Consider the following 15,921-nt stretch of genomic DNA (forward strand, 5'->3'; position numbering starts at 1 on the left):
GGCTTCGACAAGCTCAGCCCGAACGGAGCAGGTCGAGCCCGAGTCGGCTTCACCACTTAGCCCTATGACCCAACCCTTCGCCGCGCGCATGGCCCGCTGGATGCCTCGCCTGGCGCTGGCCCCCAGCTTCACGCTCGCCTTCGTCTTCATCTACGGGCTGATCGTGTGGAACGGGGTGCTCTCGTTCTCGGCCTCGCGCCTGCTGCCCAACTATGAGTTCGTCGGCTGGGCGCAATACGCCACGCTGTTCGAAAGCGAGCGCTGGGTCGTGGCGCTCACCAACCTCGGCATTTTCAGCGCGCTCTTCATCGGCGTGGGCCTGGCCTTGGGGCTGGGCCTGGCCATCTTGCTCGACCAGAAGATACGCGCCGAGGGGGCGCTGCGCACCCTCTACCTCTACCCGATGGCCCTGAGTTTCATCGTCACCGGCACCGCGTGGAAGTGGATCTTGAACCCCGGCCTGGGTCTAGAGCACCTGGTGCAGCAGTGGGGCTGGACCAGCTTCACTTTCGACTGGCTGGTCAACCCCGACAAGGCCATCTACACCGTGGTGATCGCCGGCGTGTGGCAGAGCGCCGGCTTCGTGATGGCGCTCTTTCTGGCCGGCCTGCGCGGCATCGATGATTCGATCATCAAGGCCGCGCAGATCGACGGCGCCTCGCTGCCGCGCATTTACTGGCGCGTGATCATCCCGAGTCTCAGGCCGGTGTTCTTCAGCACCATCCTCGTGCTGGCCCACATCTCGATCAAGAGCTTCGACCTGGTGATGGCACTGACCGCCGGCGGGCCTGGCTTCGCGACCGACGTGCCGGCCACCTTCATGTATGCCATGAGCTTCTCGCGTGGCCAGATCGGCCTGGGCGCAGCCTCGGCCACAGTAATGCTGTGCACCGTGGCCGCCATCGTCGTGCCTTATCTCTATTCCGAGCTGAGGACGCGCAAATGATGAGCCGCAGCGCCACCGTTGCCTTTCAGCGCTTCGCCATCTGGTCGGTGTTGCTCCTGTTCGCCGCCGTCTTCCTGATGCCGTTGTATGTGATGGTCGCCACGTCGCTGAAAGACATGGCCGAGGTGCGCGACGGCAGCCTGCTGTCGCTGCCCGGCAGCATCAACTTTGGCGCCTGGCGCAAGGCCTGGTCGCAAGCCTGCACCGGCACCGACTGCGGTGGCTTAAAGCCCTTCTTCTGGAACTCGACACTGATGGTGGTACCGGCGGTACTCATCTCCACCGCGCTCGGAGCCATCAACGGCTACGTGTTCTCGAAGTGGCGCTTCAAGGGCAGCGAACTCATGTTCGGGCTGATGCTGTTCGGTGCCTTCATGCCGCTGCAGGTGGTGCTGCTGCCGATGTCGCAGGTGCTGGGCTGGTCTCAGCTCGCCGACTCGATCTGGGGCCTGGTGATCGTGCACGTGCTGGTGGGCCTGGCCACCACCACGCTCTTTTTTCGCAACTACTACGTGAGCCTGCCCGATGAATTGATTCGCGCGGCCATGCTCGATGGTGCGGGCTTCTGGCGCATCTTCTGGCGCATCGTGCTGCCGCTGTCGGCGCCCATCCTCGTGGTCACGCTGATCTGGCAGTTCACCCAGATCTGGAACGACTTCCTGTTCGGTGTGGTGTTCTCGGCGGGTGACGCCAAGCCCATCACGGTTGGCCTGAACAACATGGCCAACACCTCCAGCTCGGTGAAGGAATACAACGTCGACATGGCCGCCGCGATGATCGCGGCGCTGCCAACGTTGCTCATCTACGTGCTCGCGGGCAAGCATTTCGTGCGCGGGCTCACGGCCGGCGCCGTCAAGGGATAACTGAAACCATGGGCGCACTTTCAATCCGCAACGTTCGCAAGAGCTACGGCGCGGTCGACATCCTCAAGGGCATTGACATCGAGATCGATGAAGGCGAATTCTTGATCCTCGTCGGGCCTTCGGGCTGCGGCAAGTCGACCCTGCTGTCGATCATCGCCGGCCTGGACATGCCCAGCGCCGGCAGCATCCACATCGGCGAGCGCGACGTGACGCACCAGCTGCCCAAGGACCGCGACATCGCCATGGTGTTCCAGAGCTACGCGCTCTACCCCAACATGAGCGTGGCGCAGAACATCAGCTTCGCGCTTGAGATGCGCAAGGTGCCCAAGCCCGAGCGTGAGGCTGCTGTGCAGCGCGTGGCCAAGATGCTGCAGATCGAGCACCTGCTCGGCCGCAAGCCCGCCAACCTGTCTGGCGGCCAGCGCCAGCGCGTGGCCATGGGTCGTGCGCTCGCGCGCAACCCCAAGCTTTTCTTGTTCGACGAGCCACTGTCCAACCTCGACGCCAAGCTGCGGGTGGAGATGCGCGCCGAGATCAAACTTTTGCACCAGCGCACCCGCACCACCACCGTCTACGTGACGCACGACCAAGTGGAAGCGATGACGCTCGGCGATCGCATCGCGGTGATGCGCGACGGCGCGGTGCAGCAGTTCGGCACCCCCGAAGACATCTACAGCCGCCCGGCCACGCGCTTCGTGGCCGAGTTCATCGGCTCACCCGCGATGAACATGCTGCAGGCCGACACCTTCAAGCCCGGCGACACCGAGCTGAGCGTGAAGGGCCAGCCCATCGCACTGGCCGAGTCGCAGCAGCAGGCCTTGCTGCAAAAGCATGTGCCTGGCTGCGTGATCGGCCTGCGGCCCGAGTGCGTGCAGCTGGCCGACCAGGGCATGCCCGGCCGATTGACCTTGTTGGAGCCCACCGGGCCCGACACCTACGCCTTTGTTGACACCGCCATGGGCAGCCTGGTGCTGCGCACTGGTGGGCGCGTCACGCAGCGCGTGGGCGACCCGGTGCACGTGGCCTGGGATGCACGTGACCTGCATGTGTTTGATGCGGCCACTGAGGCGCGCATCGGCTGAGACCACGTTCCGCTCGGCCTGAGCCTGTCGAAGGCTTGGTGCCGGTACTAAGGGGCACGGTGACCTGCGGCGTTTCGACAGGCTCAACGCGAACGGTGGTGTGGCCGGCTGCGCTGGCTCAGCCCGCAGGTTGGCGATCACCGCGCCGCAAGCCGTCGATCAGCACGTCTTTCTCTACCCACTGTTCTTCGGTCCAGGTGCTGATGGCTTGCCGGTAGACCTTGTCACCGATGGGGTCGCTGCCCAGCACCTGCGGCGGGATCTCGCGCCGCTGCACGCGCACGATCACGGCGTCAATGCGGCCGCACAGCAAATCCCAGAAGTTGGGTGCGCCGTTGGGGTAAACGATGGTCACGTCGAGCAGGGCCTCAAACTGCTCGCCCATCGTCGCCAGCGCAATGCCCAGCCCGCCGATCTTGGGCTTGAGCAAATGCTTGTAGGGGCTGCGCTGCTTCGCTTGCTTGGCCGGCGTGAAGCGCGTGCCCTCGACGAAGTTGATCACCGAGGTGGGAATGCGCTTGAACTTTTCGCACGCGTCGCGGGTGGCTTGCAGGTCACTGTGGCGGGCACCGTGGCCCTTGCCGCGCTTCATGAAAGGGAAGTCGAGCGCCCACCAGGCCAGGCCGATCACGGGCACCCAGATCAGCTCTTGCTTCAGAAAAAACTTGAGGAAGGGAATGCGGCGGTGGAACACGCGCTGCAGCACCAAGATGTCGACCCAGCTCTGGTGGTTGCTCGACACCAGGTACCAGCCTTGTTGGTGCAGGCCGTCCACGCCTTGTACGTCCCAACGGGCCGGGCTTACCGCGGCGAGCCAGGCGTTGTTGATGGCCACCCAGCCCGAGGCCAGTGCGTTCAGCGTGCGCTCGCAGGCTCGGCGCACGGGTGCAAACGGCAGCAGCAGCTTGATGAGAGAGGGCAGCACCAGCGAGGCTGAGATGACCAGTGTGTTCAGCCCCAGCGTGAAGCCGGTGAGCACGCCACGCAGGGGGGCTGGCAAGCGAGTAAGCATGTCGGTTTTCTTGAATGTGAGCACATGCAGTGTGCCGCAGTTTGTCACCTGCTCTTCGCTTGAAGGCCTCCTGCACAATTACGGGGCTCATCTATCTGCTGGAGACACTGCATGACCCCAGAAGAACGCGGTGCTTTGCGCGCGAAGCTCATCGCCGCCCGCCAGGCCTTGCCCGACCGGTTGGAGCTGGCCGTGCAACTGCAAAGTGTGCTGCGCATGTGGCTCGTGAGCCGGCGCGAGGCCAGCGTGGGCGCCTACTGGCCCATCAAGGGCGAGTTCGACCCGCTGCCCGCGCTCTACCGCTGGAGCGAGGGTGGGCCCGAGGGCTCACCGCGGCGCATCGGCTTGCCGGTGGCGAACAGAGAGACCGGCGAGCTGCGCTTCCATGTGTGGTTCCCGGGGTGCCCGATGGAGCCTGATGCTTACGACATTCCCAAGCCTAAAGACACCGACGAGTTCAAGCCCGCATTGCTGCTGCTGCCCTGCGTGGGCTACGGGCCGGAGGGTGTGCGGCTGGGGTATGGGGGCGGCTTCTATGACCGCACCTTGGCTGACTTGAGCCCGCGGCCGCTGACCATTGGCGTGGGGTATGCGCATGGATTTTTGCCGATGCTGCGCGCGGAGCCGGACGATCTGTTGGTGGATGTGATGCTGACGGAGGAGGGGGTGGTGTGGCAGCGGGGGTGATGAATCGCTGTTGGCCATCGACCCTTCGGCGTCACACGCTTTCATGATCTCGTCGGCCAAAGCGGCCTGCCGGTCGGGCGTGGCGAGGCCCGCCTGCCTCTACCGCGTCATGGCCCGGCGAGCAACGTAGCTCAAGGCATCCACCGCGACCACCAGCACGAGCATTGCACCGAGGATCGTCGCCGTCTTGCCCATGTGGAACAGGCCCATGTGAAAGGCAAGCAGCTGCCCCAGGCCACCTGCACCCACCACGCCCAGCACGGCGGCCGCCCGAATGTTGTTCTCCCATCGATACAGCGTGTAGCTGATCAGCTGCGGCACGACCTGAGGCAGCGTCGCGTACAGAAACACGCGTGTGCTGCCCACGCCCTGTGCGCGCAGTGCGTCACCCGGGCCCGGCAGCGCGTTCTCCACGCTCTCGGCGAACAAGCGTCCCAGCACACCCGCGGTATGCACGGCCAGGGCCAGCGTGCCGGCGAACGGTCCGAGGCCGGCCGCCATCAGCAGCAAGGCGGCCCACACCAGTTCGGGGATGGCACGCAGCGCGTTGAGCAACAGCCGCGTGGGCGCGCGCAGGCGGGCCGCATCATTGGCGTGCGTGCGGCTCGCAGGCAGGGCGAGCAGCAGGCCGGCAACGGCCGCCAGCAGCGTGCCCAGCGCAGACATCGCGAGTGTTTCCCAGGTGCCGCGCGCCACGCCGGCCAGGAATTCTGGCGACGTGTCCGGCGGAAAGAACTCGCCGATGAAACGGCCCATGCTGCGCAAGGCTTCCAGTGAGAGGAATTGCGCCCACTGCAGGTTCAGCGTCCAGAAGCTGGCCACCACCAGCACCAAGATCGCGGCGGTGAACCAGCAGGCCCGGCATCGCGCATTGAACAGCGGCGGCGGCAGGCGATAGGGCGTGTTGGAAGCCGGTGGCATAGATCTCATCACACTCACCCCAGACCCTTGCGCAAGCCGGCACTCACGCGATCGGCCAATGCCACCAGCAGCACGAAGACGGCGAGCATTGCCAGCACCTCACCACCATTGAACATCTTTATTGAGCCGTCGAGCAGTTGCCCGAGCCCGCCGGCGCCGACGAAACCGAGCACCACCGAGCTGCGGATCGCACACTCCCAGCGGTAAACGGTGTAACTGGTCAACTCCGCTGCGTTCTGCGGCAGCAGCCCGAACAGAAAGGCCTGCAGACGCGAGCTGCCATTGCGCAGCAGCGTCTGGGCGGCATGCACATCGCCGCTCTCCAGAATTTCGCCATACACCTTGCCCAGCATGCCGCCGTAAGTCAGCGCAATTGCCAGCACGCCAGCCGTGGGCCCGAGGCCGACCACGCGCACGAACACCAGCGCCCACACCAGTTCGGGCACGCTGCGCAGCATGATGAGCCCCCAGCGCACCCCCTGACGCAACCAGAACGGGCCGCGCGCCATGCGGCCGGACAAGGCCGAGACCGACAGCACACGCGTTGACAGCAGCGTCGCCGGCACGGCCAGCAGCAGCGCGAGCGTGAGGCCGGCCGTCGCGATGGTCACCGTGCGCCAGGCCTCCCGGGCCACCAGCATCAGGAAGTCCGGTGAATGGGCGGGTGGCCAGAAGCTTTGTAGGAAGCGGCCCGTGACGCGCAGGCTGCGGGCATCGAACAGCAGCCAGGGCTTGAACTCGGTCGCCACGGCCAGTGGCCACAGAACCACCAATGCCGCACACGACCAGAACGCGCGGCCTAGCCAGGCCGGGTCCCGATCCGGGGCGCGTTGCGTGGCGTGCGCTAAAGCCCCCATGCTCAGCGGCAGTGCATCACCACCGCCACGGGCCCGGCCGACTCGGGCTGCGGCGAGCGCGCCGCAGCGCTGCCGTCCAGTTCGTCTTCGTGCTTTGCGTACAGGCGTTCGAGCAGCTCGCGCGTCACCTCCGAGGTCGGCAGATCGAACATCAAGCGGCCCTCGCGCAGGCCAACGATGCGCGAAAAATGCGCCAGCGCCATGTCGACCTGGTGCAGCGTGGCCACCAGCGTGACGCCACGTTCGCGCGCCACCTGAACCAGCGTTTCCAGGGCCTGACGAGACCGCGTCGGGTCGAGCGCCGACAGCGGCTCGTCCACCAGCCAAAGCCGTGCGGGCGCGAGCAGCGCACGCGCCAGCCCGACGCGCTGGCGCTCGCCACCGGAGAGCCGGTCCACCCGCTCGAACAGTTTGTCAGCGAGGTCGAACTGATCCAGCGCATCGTGCGCCGCCGGGATGTCACTCGGGTAGAACAGCGAGCGGATGCTGGCCAGCAACCCCATCGCCGGTAGCCGGCCCGCCAGCACGGCGGTGACCACGCGCTGGCGCGGCGGCAAGGGTGGCACTTGCGGCGCCAGGAAGAGCCGGCCGCGCATGCGCTGCAGCGCGCGCCGCGGCAGCGCCCACGGGCTTTGGCCATCCAGCTGAAGCGTGCCAGCGGCCGGCGGCATCGCCAGCGCCATCACCTGCAGCAAGGTGGTCTTGCCAGCACCCGACGCGCCTATCACCGCCACCTGTTCGCCCTCTGCTACATCCAGGTCCAGCGGTTGCAGCGCGGTCGCCGCGCCGGGCCGCGCTGCCGGATGCCGCGCGGTCAGCGCTCGCAGCTGGAGTTTCACGTCGCCCCGCGCCTACGGCCGCCGCGCACGGATCGACAGGCAGTGCGGCGATGCTTCACTTCACAGCAGCCCCGCACTGCGGGCCGCGGCCTCGATGCCCTTGTAGTTCTCGGCCTTCGTTGGCACGAAGCGCGTGGCGCGCTGCAGGTCGAGAATCTCCTTGCCTTCGGGCGTGTCGCGGCTCAGCGAGAGCAGGGCCTGGGCCAGCTTGTCGCGCAGGGCCACGGGCATGTCGGCGTGCACGGTCCAGTTGTAGTCGTAGTACGCAGGCGTGGTGTAGAACGCGCGGACCTGGGTGGTGTCCACCTTCTTCTCGGCGACGAACTTGTCCCAGACCGAGATGTTCAAAGCGCCGGCCTGCACCTTGCCCGAAGCCACCGCTGCAATGGTGGCGTCGTGCGCGCCGCTGTAGGCGACACGGCGGAAGTCTTTGTCGGGGTTGACGCCAGCCTGCAGAAGGAAGCTGCGCGGCATCAGGTGGCCCGAGGTGCTGCTCTGCGAGCCGAAGCTCACGTCCTTGCCCTTCAGGTCGGCCAGGCTCTGGATGGTCGGGTCGCCGGTGATGAACACCGAGCGGAACTTCTCGTCCTCCTCGCGCTGTACCAATGGGATCACCTTGCCGCCCGAGCGCACATGAGCCTGCACGAAGGTGAACCCGCCGAACCACGCCAGGTCGACTTTCTTGTTCACCAAGGTTTCGACGGCCGCTGCATAGTCGGTGACGGGCGTGAACTCGACCTTCATCGCGAGCTTGGATTCGAGGTACTTCACCAGAGGTGCGGCCTTGCGCGCCAACTCGGTCGGCGATTCGTCGGGGATGGCCGTGACGCGCAGAACCTGCTGGGCGTGTGCCGGGTTGCCCCATGCAAATGCCGCGACCATGGTGAAGCCGAGCAAGCCTTTGAACACATGGGAGAGTGACAAGTTGATCATCGTGCGAAGGCCGGGTGGCGGTAGTGCGGGCCTCAGACTCTAGCCGCTTTGCGCTGCTAGAGTCGACCGCAAGGCATTGCACCCACAGCCCAGCCTCCGATGCACACCCCGACCTTTCTTCAGCTGCACCGTATCAACGACCGCGCGCTCGCCGACGAGGCAGCAGCCGGCCTGCATGCGGCGCAGGCCCACGTTTCGCCGAAGTTCTTCTACGACCCGCTGGGGTCGCGCCTGTTCGACGCCATCACCGAGCTGCCCGAGTACTACCCGACACGCACGGAAGCGGCCATCTTCGCGGCTCACGGCCCCGCGATCGCAAGCGCCGTGCTTGCCGCCACGGGCGAGGCGCCGGCCATGGTCGATCTCGGTGCCGGCAATTGCGTCAAGGCGGCCCGCCTGTTTGGGCTGCTTCGCCCGCGGCGCTACGTGGCGGTCGACATCTCGGTGGAGTTTCTGCGCGAATCGATGTTGTCGCTACAGCGCGAGCATGCCGCAGTCAACATGGTGGGGGTGGGGCTGGACTTCTCCGCGCGACTGCAGCTGCCGGCGCATCTGCTTGATGGCCCGGCACTCGTGCTCTACCCCGGGTCGTCGATCGGCAACTTCTCGCCCAATGAGGCGCTGCGCCTGCTGCGTGAAGCGCGTGCCACCGCGGCCGGCGGGGCGCTGCTCATCGGGGTCGACCTGGTCAAAGACAAGGCCGTGCTCGAAGCGGCCTACGACGACGAACTCGGTGTCACCGCGGCCTTCAACCTCAACCTGTTGAGCCACTTGAACCGCCTGCTGGGAGCGGACTTCCGGGTGCGCGACTGGCGCCATGTCGCGTACTTCAACGCACACGACTCGCGCATCGAGATGCACCTGGAGGCACGCCAGGCCCTCACCGTGCGCTGGCCCGCAGACGAGCGCCGGTTCGCGGCCGGGGAACGCATACACACCGAGAACTCGGCCAAATGGACGCCCGACAGCTTCGAGGGCTTGCTGCGCAGCGCCGGATTCGGCAGTGTGCGGCGCTGGGCCGACCCGCGAGATTGGTTCGGGGTGTTTCTCGCGACTGCGTGATGCGGGGGCAAGTGCCGCGCTACATCGCGCAGGTGCGGAACCCTGCCGGCACATCGTTGCGATGCGGCGGGAAAAAGTTGCGGTAGCGCGGGTGGCGCATGCGCGGCTGCGTCATGAACGAGGCTCCGCGCAGCACCGGCCGGCCATCGAACCAGGGCGCCGAGTAGTCGCGGTAAGGGTGGGCCTCAAAGCCAGGGAACGGCTGGAACGGGCTCGCCGTCCACTCCCACACATCGCCCCAACGAAACTCGTTGGGGCGGCTTAACGCAGCGCGCTCCCACTCGGCCTCGGTCGGCAGGCGCCGGCCAGCCCAGCGGCACCACGCCTGGGCTTCAGGGTGCGTCAGGTGAGCGGCTGCTGTGGCCAGGTTCAGCACCTGCCAGTGCCCATGGCGCCATTGCTGCCAGGTCATGCCGTCACGCCTGAGGTAGCGCGGCGCGACGGCTTGGCGGGTTGCGCGCCACTGCTGACCGGCCGGGCTCCACCAGCGATCTTCGGCGTAGGCGCCGGATTCGACGAAGGGCAAGAACTCCGCCCATCGAACCGCCTGGGCGTCGACAACGCTCTCCGGCAGATCGACCGCATGCGCTCGCAATTCATTGTCGAAAGCGAAGCCCGGGTCCAACCCGCTTCCGAGGTGCCACGGCCCTGGCGCCAATGCGATGGGCCGCGGGGGTGCGGGCAACGACCTGGGCTGCCAACGCGCATCGTCGATTGCGATACCCAAAGCCTGGGCCATGTAAAGCGCCGCTTCGTGGTGCATGTCTTCGTGCAGCAGCGCGAGGCGGAAGAAGTACAGCGCACTGTCGCCGATGTGGCCGCCGTCACGGGCCTGATCGCCCAGTTGATGCAGCAGCGCCAGCGTGCCGGCCAGCTGGTGTGCCAGGTCGGCGCGCGTTCCATCGGCATCCGGCAGGGGCAGGGTCCAGCGCGAGTCATGCGGCACCTTGCTGGAGTCATAGAGCGCGTCAGCATCGGGCCGTAACGAAGGCCCGCGAGGCTGCTCCGGGTCGGCCGCCGCGCCGTGGCCGCGCTGCGGGTTACGTGCCAGCCAGAATTCCTGGAACCAGCCGATGTGCCCCAGCTCCCACAGCGGCGGATTCAGTTCGCCCTGCAGCGGCGCGATCAAGCCCGGCAACGCCTGCTCGCAAGTGGCGAAGGTGGCGAGCGTGTCTCGGCGGCTGGCCTGCAACGCCTCGACCAAGGCATCGGCACCGCCCTGGCGGGCCACCAGCGCCGCAGAGGTTAGGCTTGCGTCGTGCATCGTGAATCCATTGTCATCGTGACGCCGGCATTGGCGGAGGCCAACAACGGCAATTGGCAGACCGCGCACCGCTGGGCGCGCATGCTGCATTCAGCTTACCGCGTCCGACTGACGGCGCAGTGGAGCGCTGGCGACGAAGCACTGATGATTGCGCTGCACGCGCGGCGGTCGGCCCCATCGATTGCAGCCTGGCGCGCGGCACACCCGCAGCGCCCGCTCTTGCTGACGTTGACCGGAACCGACCTCTATCGCGACATCGATACCGACGCCCATGCTCAGCGCTCGCTGGAGCTGGCCGACATGCTGGTCGTGCTCAACGAATTGGGCGCGCAACGGCTGCCCGCCGGTTTGCAATCCAAGTGCCATGTGCTGTTGCAGTCGTGCCCTTCGCGCACCACCTTGCTGAAAACGCCGCGCCACCTGCGTGCCTTGATGGTGGGCCATCTGCGCGACGAGAAAGACCCGCGCACCTACTTTCGAGCGGCGCAGCGGCTGGCGGGCCGAGGCGACATCCTGTTCGACCACGTCGGTGCGGCCCTCGATGCGGCGCTGGGCGCGCAGGCGAGCGCGTTGGCCGCAATGCAGCCGAACTACCGCTGGCTGGGCGCGTTACCCCATGCGGCGACGCGCCGCCGCATCCAGGCCGCCCATGTGCTGGTGCACCCCAGTTGGATGGAAGGTGGTGCGCATGTGGTCATCGAAGCGGTGCGCAGCGGCACGCCGGTGCTGGCCTCACGCATCGCCGGCAACATCGGGCTGCTGGGCGAGGGCTACGGTGGCTTCTTCGAAGCGGGCAACGACGCCGCGCTGGCAACCCTGCTGGAACGTGCCCAAGAGAATCCCGATATGCTTTTCCGTCTGCAGCGCCAGGTGGCGCAGCGCTCGCCGCTCTTTGCACCCCAAGCCGAGAGCGCCACGCTGCACGGTCTGGTGGCCAAATTGATGGACCCACGCTTTCCAGGACCCTGAGCATGAACAACGCACCCCAAAACCTCGCCGAACCTCGCCTGACCTCGCTTTCGCACGGCGGTGGCTGTGGCTGCAAGATCGCCCCGGGCGTTTTGTCGGAGATCCTCAAAGGCACGGCGGCAATGCCCATCCCCAAGGAACTGCTGGTCGGCATCGAAACCGCGGACGACGCTGCCGTCTACCAGCTCAACGATGAGCAGGCGCTGATCGCCACCACCGATTTCTTCATGCCGATCGTCGACGACCCGTTCGACTTCGGTCGCATCGCTGCGACCAACGCGATCAGTGACGTGTATGCGATGGGCGGCCGGCCGATCCTTGCGCTGGCGCTGGTGGGCATGCCGATCAACGTGCTGTCCACTCAGACCATCGGGCGCATTCTCGAAGGCGGTGCCTCGGTGTGCCGCACGGCCGGCATCCCGATCGCGGGCGGTCACACCATCGATTCCGTGGAAGCGATCTACGGCCTCGTGGCATTGGGCCTGGTGCACCCCAAGCATGTAAAGCGCAACGCCGACGCCCGGCCCGGCGATGTGCTGGTGTTGGGCAAGCCGGTGGGAGTGGGCGTGATGTCGGCGGCGTTGAAGAAGGGCGAGCTCGGTGACGCCGGCTACGCGCAGATGATCGCTACGACAACCAAGCTCAACACGCCGGGTCCGGACCTGGCCGCGTTGCCCGGTGTGCACGCGCTGACCGATGTCACCGGCTTCGGCCTGGCCGGCCACGCGCTGGAGATGGCGCGCGGCGCACGCTGCGAGGTGCGCCTGGATTGGTCGTCTGTGCCGCTGATGGCAGGTGTGCGCGACCTGGCGAGCCGCGGCTTCGTGACCGGCGCGTCGGGGCGCAATTGGGAAGGTTATGGCAGCGACGTGACCTTGCCGTCGTCGTTCGCGGCCGAAGACCATGCCTTGCTGACCGACCCGCAGACCAGCGGCGGCTTGCTGGTGTCGTGCGCGCCCAGCGCGGTCGACGAGGTGCTGGCGATCTTCCTGCGGCATGGCTTCGCCCAGGCGGCCGTTGTGGGCAGCGTCGTGGCCACGAGTACCACGCCAAGCCTGGTCGTCGTGGGCTGAACCGGCCGAGCCGGGTTGCCGCTCAGGTCAGCGGCTTAAGTTGCTGCAGCAAGGTCGGCACGAGTTCGCTGACCGTTGGATGTATGTGCATCGCCCGCGAGATCACACTTGCGATTCGAGCGTTTCACTTTGGTGGCGCTGCGGGCAGCACGGTGACCGCAGAAGCGAGGCTGATGGGGGCTGAAGCGCAGCGCACCGACGACCAGGCTTAGAAGGCCTGCTCATCGTGCCCGCCCGCACTGACATCAGAGTTGAGACGCCAACAAGCGACTCCAACGTTCTGAAAGTTTCTCCGTCCATGGGCGGTTGGCCCAGTCGTCGAAGCCGATGACCCTCGATTTCGCGAGGTCAGCATTGAAGATCTCCGTTTGCTGCTGCGCGAACTCGGCGTCAAGCAGGTTCAGCGTTGCCTCGTCGTTCAAGCGGAATGACCGGTTGTCGAAGTTCGTCGAGCCCACCGACGTCAACAGCCCGTCCACGATCATGACCTTGCAGTGATACATCGTGGGCTCGTACTCGGCGATGGTCGCGCCAGCCAGCAACAGCTGCCCCCATGTCGCACGCGATGCGCTGCGCACGGTCTCGCTGTCAATGTGAGCCCCGGGCACGATGATCCTGACCTTGACGCCGCGCTTCATGGCTTCGACCAGAGCTGCCAGCGTCAGGTCGTCCGGCACGAAGTAAGCCGCTGACAGGTCAATCGACTTCGCAGCCGCCGTGATCGAGTACAGGTACATGAGCTGCATGCTCTCGCTGCCGCCGGAGGGCGAGCTGCTGAACATCTGCGCCAGCCTGTTGCCTTGCGCGTTCAACGGTGGAAAGTAGGTCGGCCCGTGGAGGGCCTGGCCCGTCACCTTGATCCAGTTTTCCATGAACACGGCCTGCATCTGCGCCACCGCTGGCCCGCTGATCTGAACGTGGGTGTCGCGCCAATGTGCGGGGTCTTGCGCGCTGCCTGTCCATTGGGTAGCAATGCCCACACCCCCGGTGAAGCCGATACGGCCATCGACGACCAGCAGCTTGCGGTGCGTTCGGTTGTTCAAGCGAGCAAGATGCGACCAATGCGGTGGATGAAAGCGCCGCAGCTGCACGCCTGCCGCCGTCAGCTGCTTGACCAACACGTCATCCATCTTCGCGCTGCCAACCCAGTCCAGCAGCACATGGCATTTGACGCCCCGCTGAGACGCTTCAGCCAATGCCACAGCGAACTCCCGCCCGATGTCTCCGGACCAGTAGATGTATGTCTCGAAGGTGATCGACGCCTTGGCCTCTCGAATGGCCCGGAGCATGGGCGGGAAGATTTCGTCGCCGTTCAGAAGCACCTGCACCGCATTGCCCTGGATGAAGGGTGGCCCCAGCAAAACCCCGAGCTCACGGGCGAATTGCGGGTCGTCAAGCGAATACAAACGCTCAACGCGCCGAGCTATCTGTTTCTCGCCGGAAGTGAAGTTCACAACCACGAGGCCGCTGATTGCGGCAATGCAAGCGCCGATGGCCAACCAACTTGCTTTCTGGGCGATGAGCATTGCCATGGCGTGTGAGCGGAGTGATGGTGGGCGAATGTAGTCATTCCTCACACGGCTGTGCAAGTAGGCGGTATCTGACGCGCAAAGGGCCATCCTTTACATGGCGAGCGGTATGCGTTTGCGGGATATTCGCTGGTGATGCTTCGGTTCTCAAACGACACAGACGACAGCATTTGAGCTCGTGGCTTTGCCCGCGGCTAATGACGGCATGGATCATCTTCGCAAAACTTGTTTGCCTCATGCCTGAGCTTCGCAACCCGCCGGCTCGGGTTCGCTTGGCCATGCAACTCGGTGTTGGGGGTCTGCTCCTCGTCGCCTCAGCATGGCTGTTCGGCTCGATTGCCGAAGACGTCGTGACGGGTGATCGCCTGACGCTTCTGGATGAGCGTGTCGCCCAGTGGTTGCACGTGCACGCGAGCGCGGGCGTGACGCGCTGGATGCTGGTGGTGTCGCAACTTCACTCGACGGTCGCGATGACCCTCTACACGGGCATCATCTGCATTCTGGCGTTCAGAAAGCGACAGTGGCGCCGCGTCTCGACGCTGGTGCTTTGCATGGTCGGGGGCATGCTTCTCAACGTGCTGATGAAACTCGCATTTCATCGCGCCCGACCCCATTTCGCCGACCCGCTTCTCACTCTTGCGAGCTACAGCTTTCCGAGCGGCCATGTCGCCGCCAGCACGATTTTCTATGGGCTCGGCGTGGCATGGGTGTTCGGCCAAACGCGCGCGCTGCATTGGCGGGTTCTTGCCGTCACCTTGGCAGCGACGGCAATCCTGCTCGTGGCGTTTTCTCGGATGTACCTCGGCGTGCACTACCTCAGCGACGTCAGTGCGGCCTTCGCCGAAGGCGTCGCCTGGATCGTGCTTTGCCTGAGCGCGTTGGCCGCATTCTGGCGCGAGGCCGGCCCCATACCGCATGCGCTCGTGGCTGACCGCGAGTCGGACTTGCGAGATTCACAGCGATGAGCCGCATCGTCGTGATCCTCAATGCCGGCTCTGGAAGCGGCCATGACGAGGGGCTCATCAAGCACGTGCGCGACCTGTTCGTGTCGGCCAACATTCCCGCGGAGGTTGTTCTTGCCCGAGGCGGCAAGGAGATCGCGGCCAAGACCGCGCACGCAATCTCCCAACAAGTTGACGTCATCGTCGCGGGCGGCGGCGACGGAACCGTCAGCACGATCGCCGCCGCGCTGGCGGGCGGCAGCATCGCCCTCGGGGTCTTGCCGCTCGGCACGCTCAATCACTTTGCCAAGGATTTGGGAATTCCCATGGCCCTGGATGAAGCGGTACGGCAGATCGCCGCTGGCCGACGGCTACGCGTAGACGTGGGCGAAGTCAACGGCCGCATCTTCATCAACAACTCAAGCCTCGGCCTGTACCCGGACATCGTCCACGATCGGAATCGACAGCAAAGGCGTTTCGGCCGCGGCAAGTGGCTGGCGCTGTTCTGGGCCAGCGTGGCGGCGCTGCGGCGCTACCCGTTTCTGAGCGTTGGCCTTTCGGTGCAGGGCAAGGAGCGTCTGCGGCGCACTCCCTTCGTCTTCATCGGCAACAACGACTATGTGATGGAAGGCTTTGCGCTGGGCAAGCGCATGAGCCTGACCGAAGGGCGCCTGAGCCTCTATGTGGCGCAGCGGCCGGGGCGCCTGCGGCTCTTGCAACTTGCGCTGCGGGCACTCGCTGGCCAATTGAAGCAGGCGCGAGATTTCGACGCCTTGCCAGCCACCGAGATCGTCGTCAACAGCCGCCATCACCACCTGCGGGTTGCGACCGATGGCGAAGTCGCCGTCATGACGCCACCGTTGCGCTATCGCATCCGCCCGGCCAGCCTGACGGTGCTCGGTGCGGCGCCGTCAGACCGGCCTGAGCTCTGAGATTGATTGTT

At 65.8% G+C, this 15,921-nt stretch carries 16 protein-coding genes; 9 read left to right on the forward strand and 7 right to left on the reverse strand.

Annotated elements, in window-relative coordinates; genetic code table 11:
• The first annotated feature begins 64 nt into the window (after positions 1 to 64).
• Genes AC30QB_RS17050 through AC30QB_RS17060 form a run of 3 tightly spaced genes read left to right on the forward strand, consistent with a single transcriptional unit; the run spans position 65 to position 2,891 of the window.
• Entirely contained in the window at positions 65 to 946 is an 882-nt protein-coding gene (locus tag AC30QB_RS17050; RefSeq protein ID WP_489547445.1) for a carbohydrate ABC transporter permease, read from the forward strand.
• The gene (locus tag AC30QB_RS17055; protein ID WP_489547446.1) at positions 943 to 1,809 is read left to right on the forward strand and encodes a carbohydrate ABC transporter permease; all 867 of its coding nucleotides are present in this window, start codon (positions 943 to 945) and stop codon (positions 1,807 to 1,809) included. The genes AC30QB_RS17050 and AC30QB_RS17055 overlap by 4 nt, the downstream gene beginning before the upstream one ends.
• A gap of 8 nt (positions 1,810 to 1,817) precedes the next feature.
• A complete protein-coding gene (locus tag AC30QB_RS17060) occupies positions 1,818 to 2,891 on the forward strand; it encodes an ABC transporter ATP-binding protein (protein WP_489547447.1) in 1,074 nt (357 codons plus the stop codon).
• 118 nt (positions 2,892 to 3,009) lie between these two features.
• Here AC30QB_RS17060 and yihG read toward each other — a convergent pair whose 3' ends face one another.
• The gene (gene yihG / locus AC30QB_RS17065; protein WP_489547448.1) at positions 3,010 to 3,903 is read right to left on the reverse strand and encodes a 1-acylglycerol-3-phosphate O-acyltransferase, YihG family; all 894 of its coding nucleotides are present in this window, start codon (positions 3,901 to 3,903) and stop codon (positions 3,010 to 3,012) included.
• A gap of 111 nt (positions 3,904 to 4,014) precedes the next feature.
• On the opposite strand from yihG, the gene AC30QB_RS17070 reads away from it, so the two are divergent.
• Entirely contained in the window at positions 4,015 to 4,590 is a 576-nt protein-coding gene (locus tag AC30QB_RS17070; protein WP_489547449.1) for a 5-formyltetrahydrofolate cyclo-ligase, read from the forward strand.
• Positions 4,591 to 4,689: 99 nt separating this feature from the next.
• Here the strand turns inward: AC30QB_RS17070 and phnE are convergent, their stop codons facing one another.
• From phnE to AC30QB_RS17090, 4 genes are read right to left on the reverse strand one after another with little or no spacing between them, the layout of a single operon-like run.
• Entirely contained in the window at positions 4,690 to 5,520 is an 831-nt protein-coding gene (gene phnE / locus AC30QB_RS17075; RefSeq protein ID WP_489547450.1) for a phosphonate ABC transporter, permease protein PhnE, read from the reverse strand.
• A gap of 5 nt (positions 5,521 to 5,525) precedes the next feature.
• Positions 5,526 to 6,368 (reverse strand): PhnE/PtxC family ABC transporter permease, encoded by an 843-nt coding sequence (locus AC30QB_RS17080; RefSeq protein WP_489547451.1) that lies wholly within the window; start codon positions 6,366 to 6,368, stop codon positions 5,526 to 5,528.
• A 2-nt stretch (positions 6,369 to 6,370) separates the two neighbouring features.
• A complete protein-coding gene (locus tag AC30QB_RS17085) occupies positions 6,371 to 7,207 on the reverse strand; it encodes a phosphonate ABC transporter ATP-binding protein (RefSeq protein WP_489547452.1) in 837 nt (278 codons plus the stop codon).
• A gap of 60 nt (positions 7,208 to 7,267) precedes the next feature.
• Positions 7,268 to 8,089 (reverse strand): putative selenate ABC transporter substrate-binding protein, encoded by an 822-nt coding sequence (locus AC30QB_RS17090; RefSeq protein ID WP_489547564.1) that lies wholly within the window; start codon positions 8,087 to 8,089, stop codon positions 7,268 to 7,270.
• Between the two features lie 150 nt (positions 8,090 to 8,239).
• On the opposite strand from AC30QB_RS17090, the gene egtD reads away from it, so the two are divergent.
• Positions 8,240 to 9,202 carry an L-histidine N(alpha)-methyltransferase gene (gene egtD / locus AC30QB_RS17095; RefSeq protein ID WP_489547453.1) on the forward strand — a complete coding sequence of 321 codons (963 nt, stop codon included), beginning with the start codon at positions 8,240 to 8,242 and terminating at the stop codon, positions 9,200 to 9,202.
• A 19-nt stretch (positions 9,203 to 9,221) separates the two neighbouring features.
• Here the strand turns inward: egtD and senA are convergent, their stop codons facing one another.
• Positions 9,222 to 10,466, reverse strand: coding sequence for a selenoneine synthase SenA (senA, locus tag AC30QB_RS17100; RefSeq protein WP_489547454.1), 1,245 nt, complete (start codon positions 10,464 to 10,466; stop codon positions 9,222 to 9,224).
• Between senA and senB the strand changes: the two genes are divergently transcribed.
• Positions 10,461 to 11,435: a selenoneine biosynthesis selenosugar synthase SenB gene (gene senB, locus AC30QB_RS17105; RefSeq protein WP_489547455.1), complete on the forward strand. Its 975-nt coding sequence runs from the start codon at positions 10,461 to 10,463 to the stop codon at positions 11,433 to 11,435. The two genes, senA and senB, sit on opposite strands and share 6 nt — an antisense overlap.
• Positions 11,436 to 11,437: 2 nt before the next feature.
• A complete protein-coding gene (selD, locus tag AC30QB_RS17110; protein ID WP_489547456.1) occupies positions 11,438 to 12,508 on the forward strand; it encodes a selenide, water dikinase SelD in 1,071 nt (356 codons plus the stop codon).
• A gap of 245 nt (positions 12,509 to 12,753) precedes the next feature.
• Here selD and AC30QB_RS17115 read toward each other — a convergent pair whose 3' ends face one another.
• A complete protein-coding gene (locus AC30QB_RS17115; protein WP_489547457.1) occupies positions 12,754 to 14,040 on the reverse strand; it encodes a phospholipase D-like domain-containing protein in 1,287 nt (428 codons plus the stop codon).
• 194 nt (positions 14,041 to 14,234) lie between these two features.
• Here AC30QB_RS17115 and AC30QB_RS17120 point away from each other — a divergent pair, with 194 nt between their 5' ends.
• Both AC30QB_RS17120 and AC30QB_RS17125 read left to right on the forward strand, forming a co-directional pair.
• Complete coding sequence (locus AC30QB_RS17120; RefSeq protein WP_489547458.1) at positions 14,235 to 15,002, forward strand: phosphatase PAP2 family protein; 768 nt, start codon at positions 14,235 to 14,237, stop codon at positions 15,000 to 15,002.
• The gene (locus AC30QB_RS17125) at positions 14,999 to 15,910 is read left to right on the forward strand and encodes a diacylglycerol/lipid kinase family protein (RefSeq protein WP_489547459.1); all 912 of its coding nucleotides are present in this window, start codon (positions 14,999 to 15,001) and stop codon (positions 15,908 to 15,910) included. Before AC30QB_RS17120 ends, AC30QB_RS17125 begins: the two co-directional genes overlap by 4 nt.
• The last annotated feature ends 11 nt before the right edge of the window (positions 15,911 to 15,921 follow it).

Origin of the sequence: Rhizobacter sp., from assembly GCF_046595475.1 — a bacterium.
In the GTDB taxonomy this organism is placed as follows: Bacteria; Pseudomonadota; Gammaproteobacteria; order Burkholderiales; family Burkholderiaceae_C; genus Rhizobacter.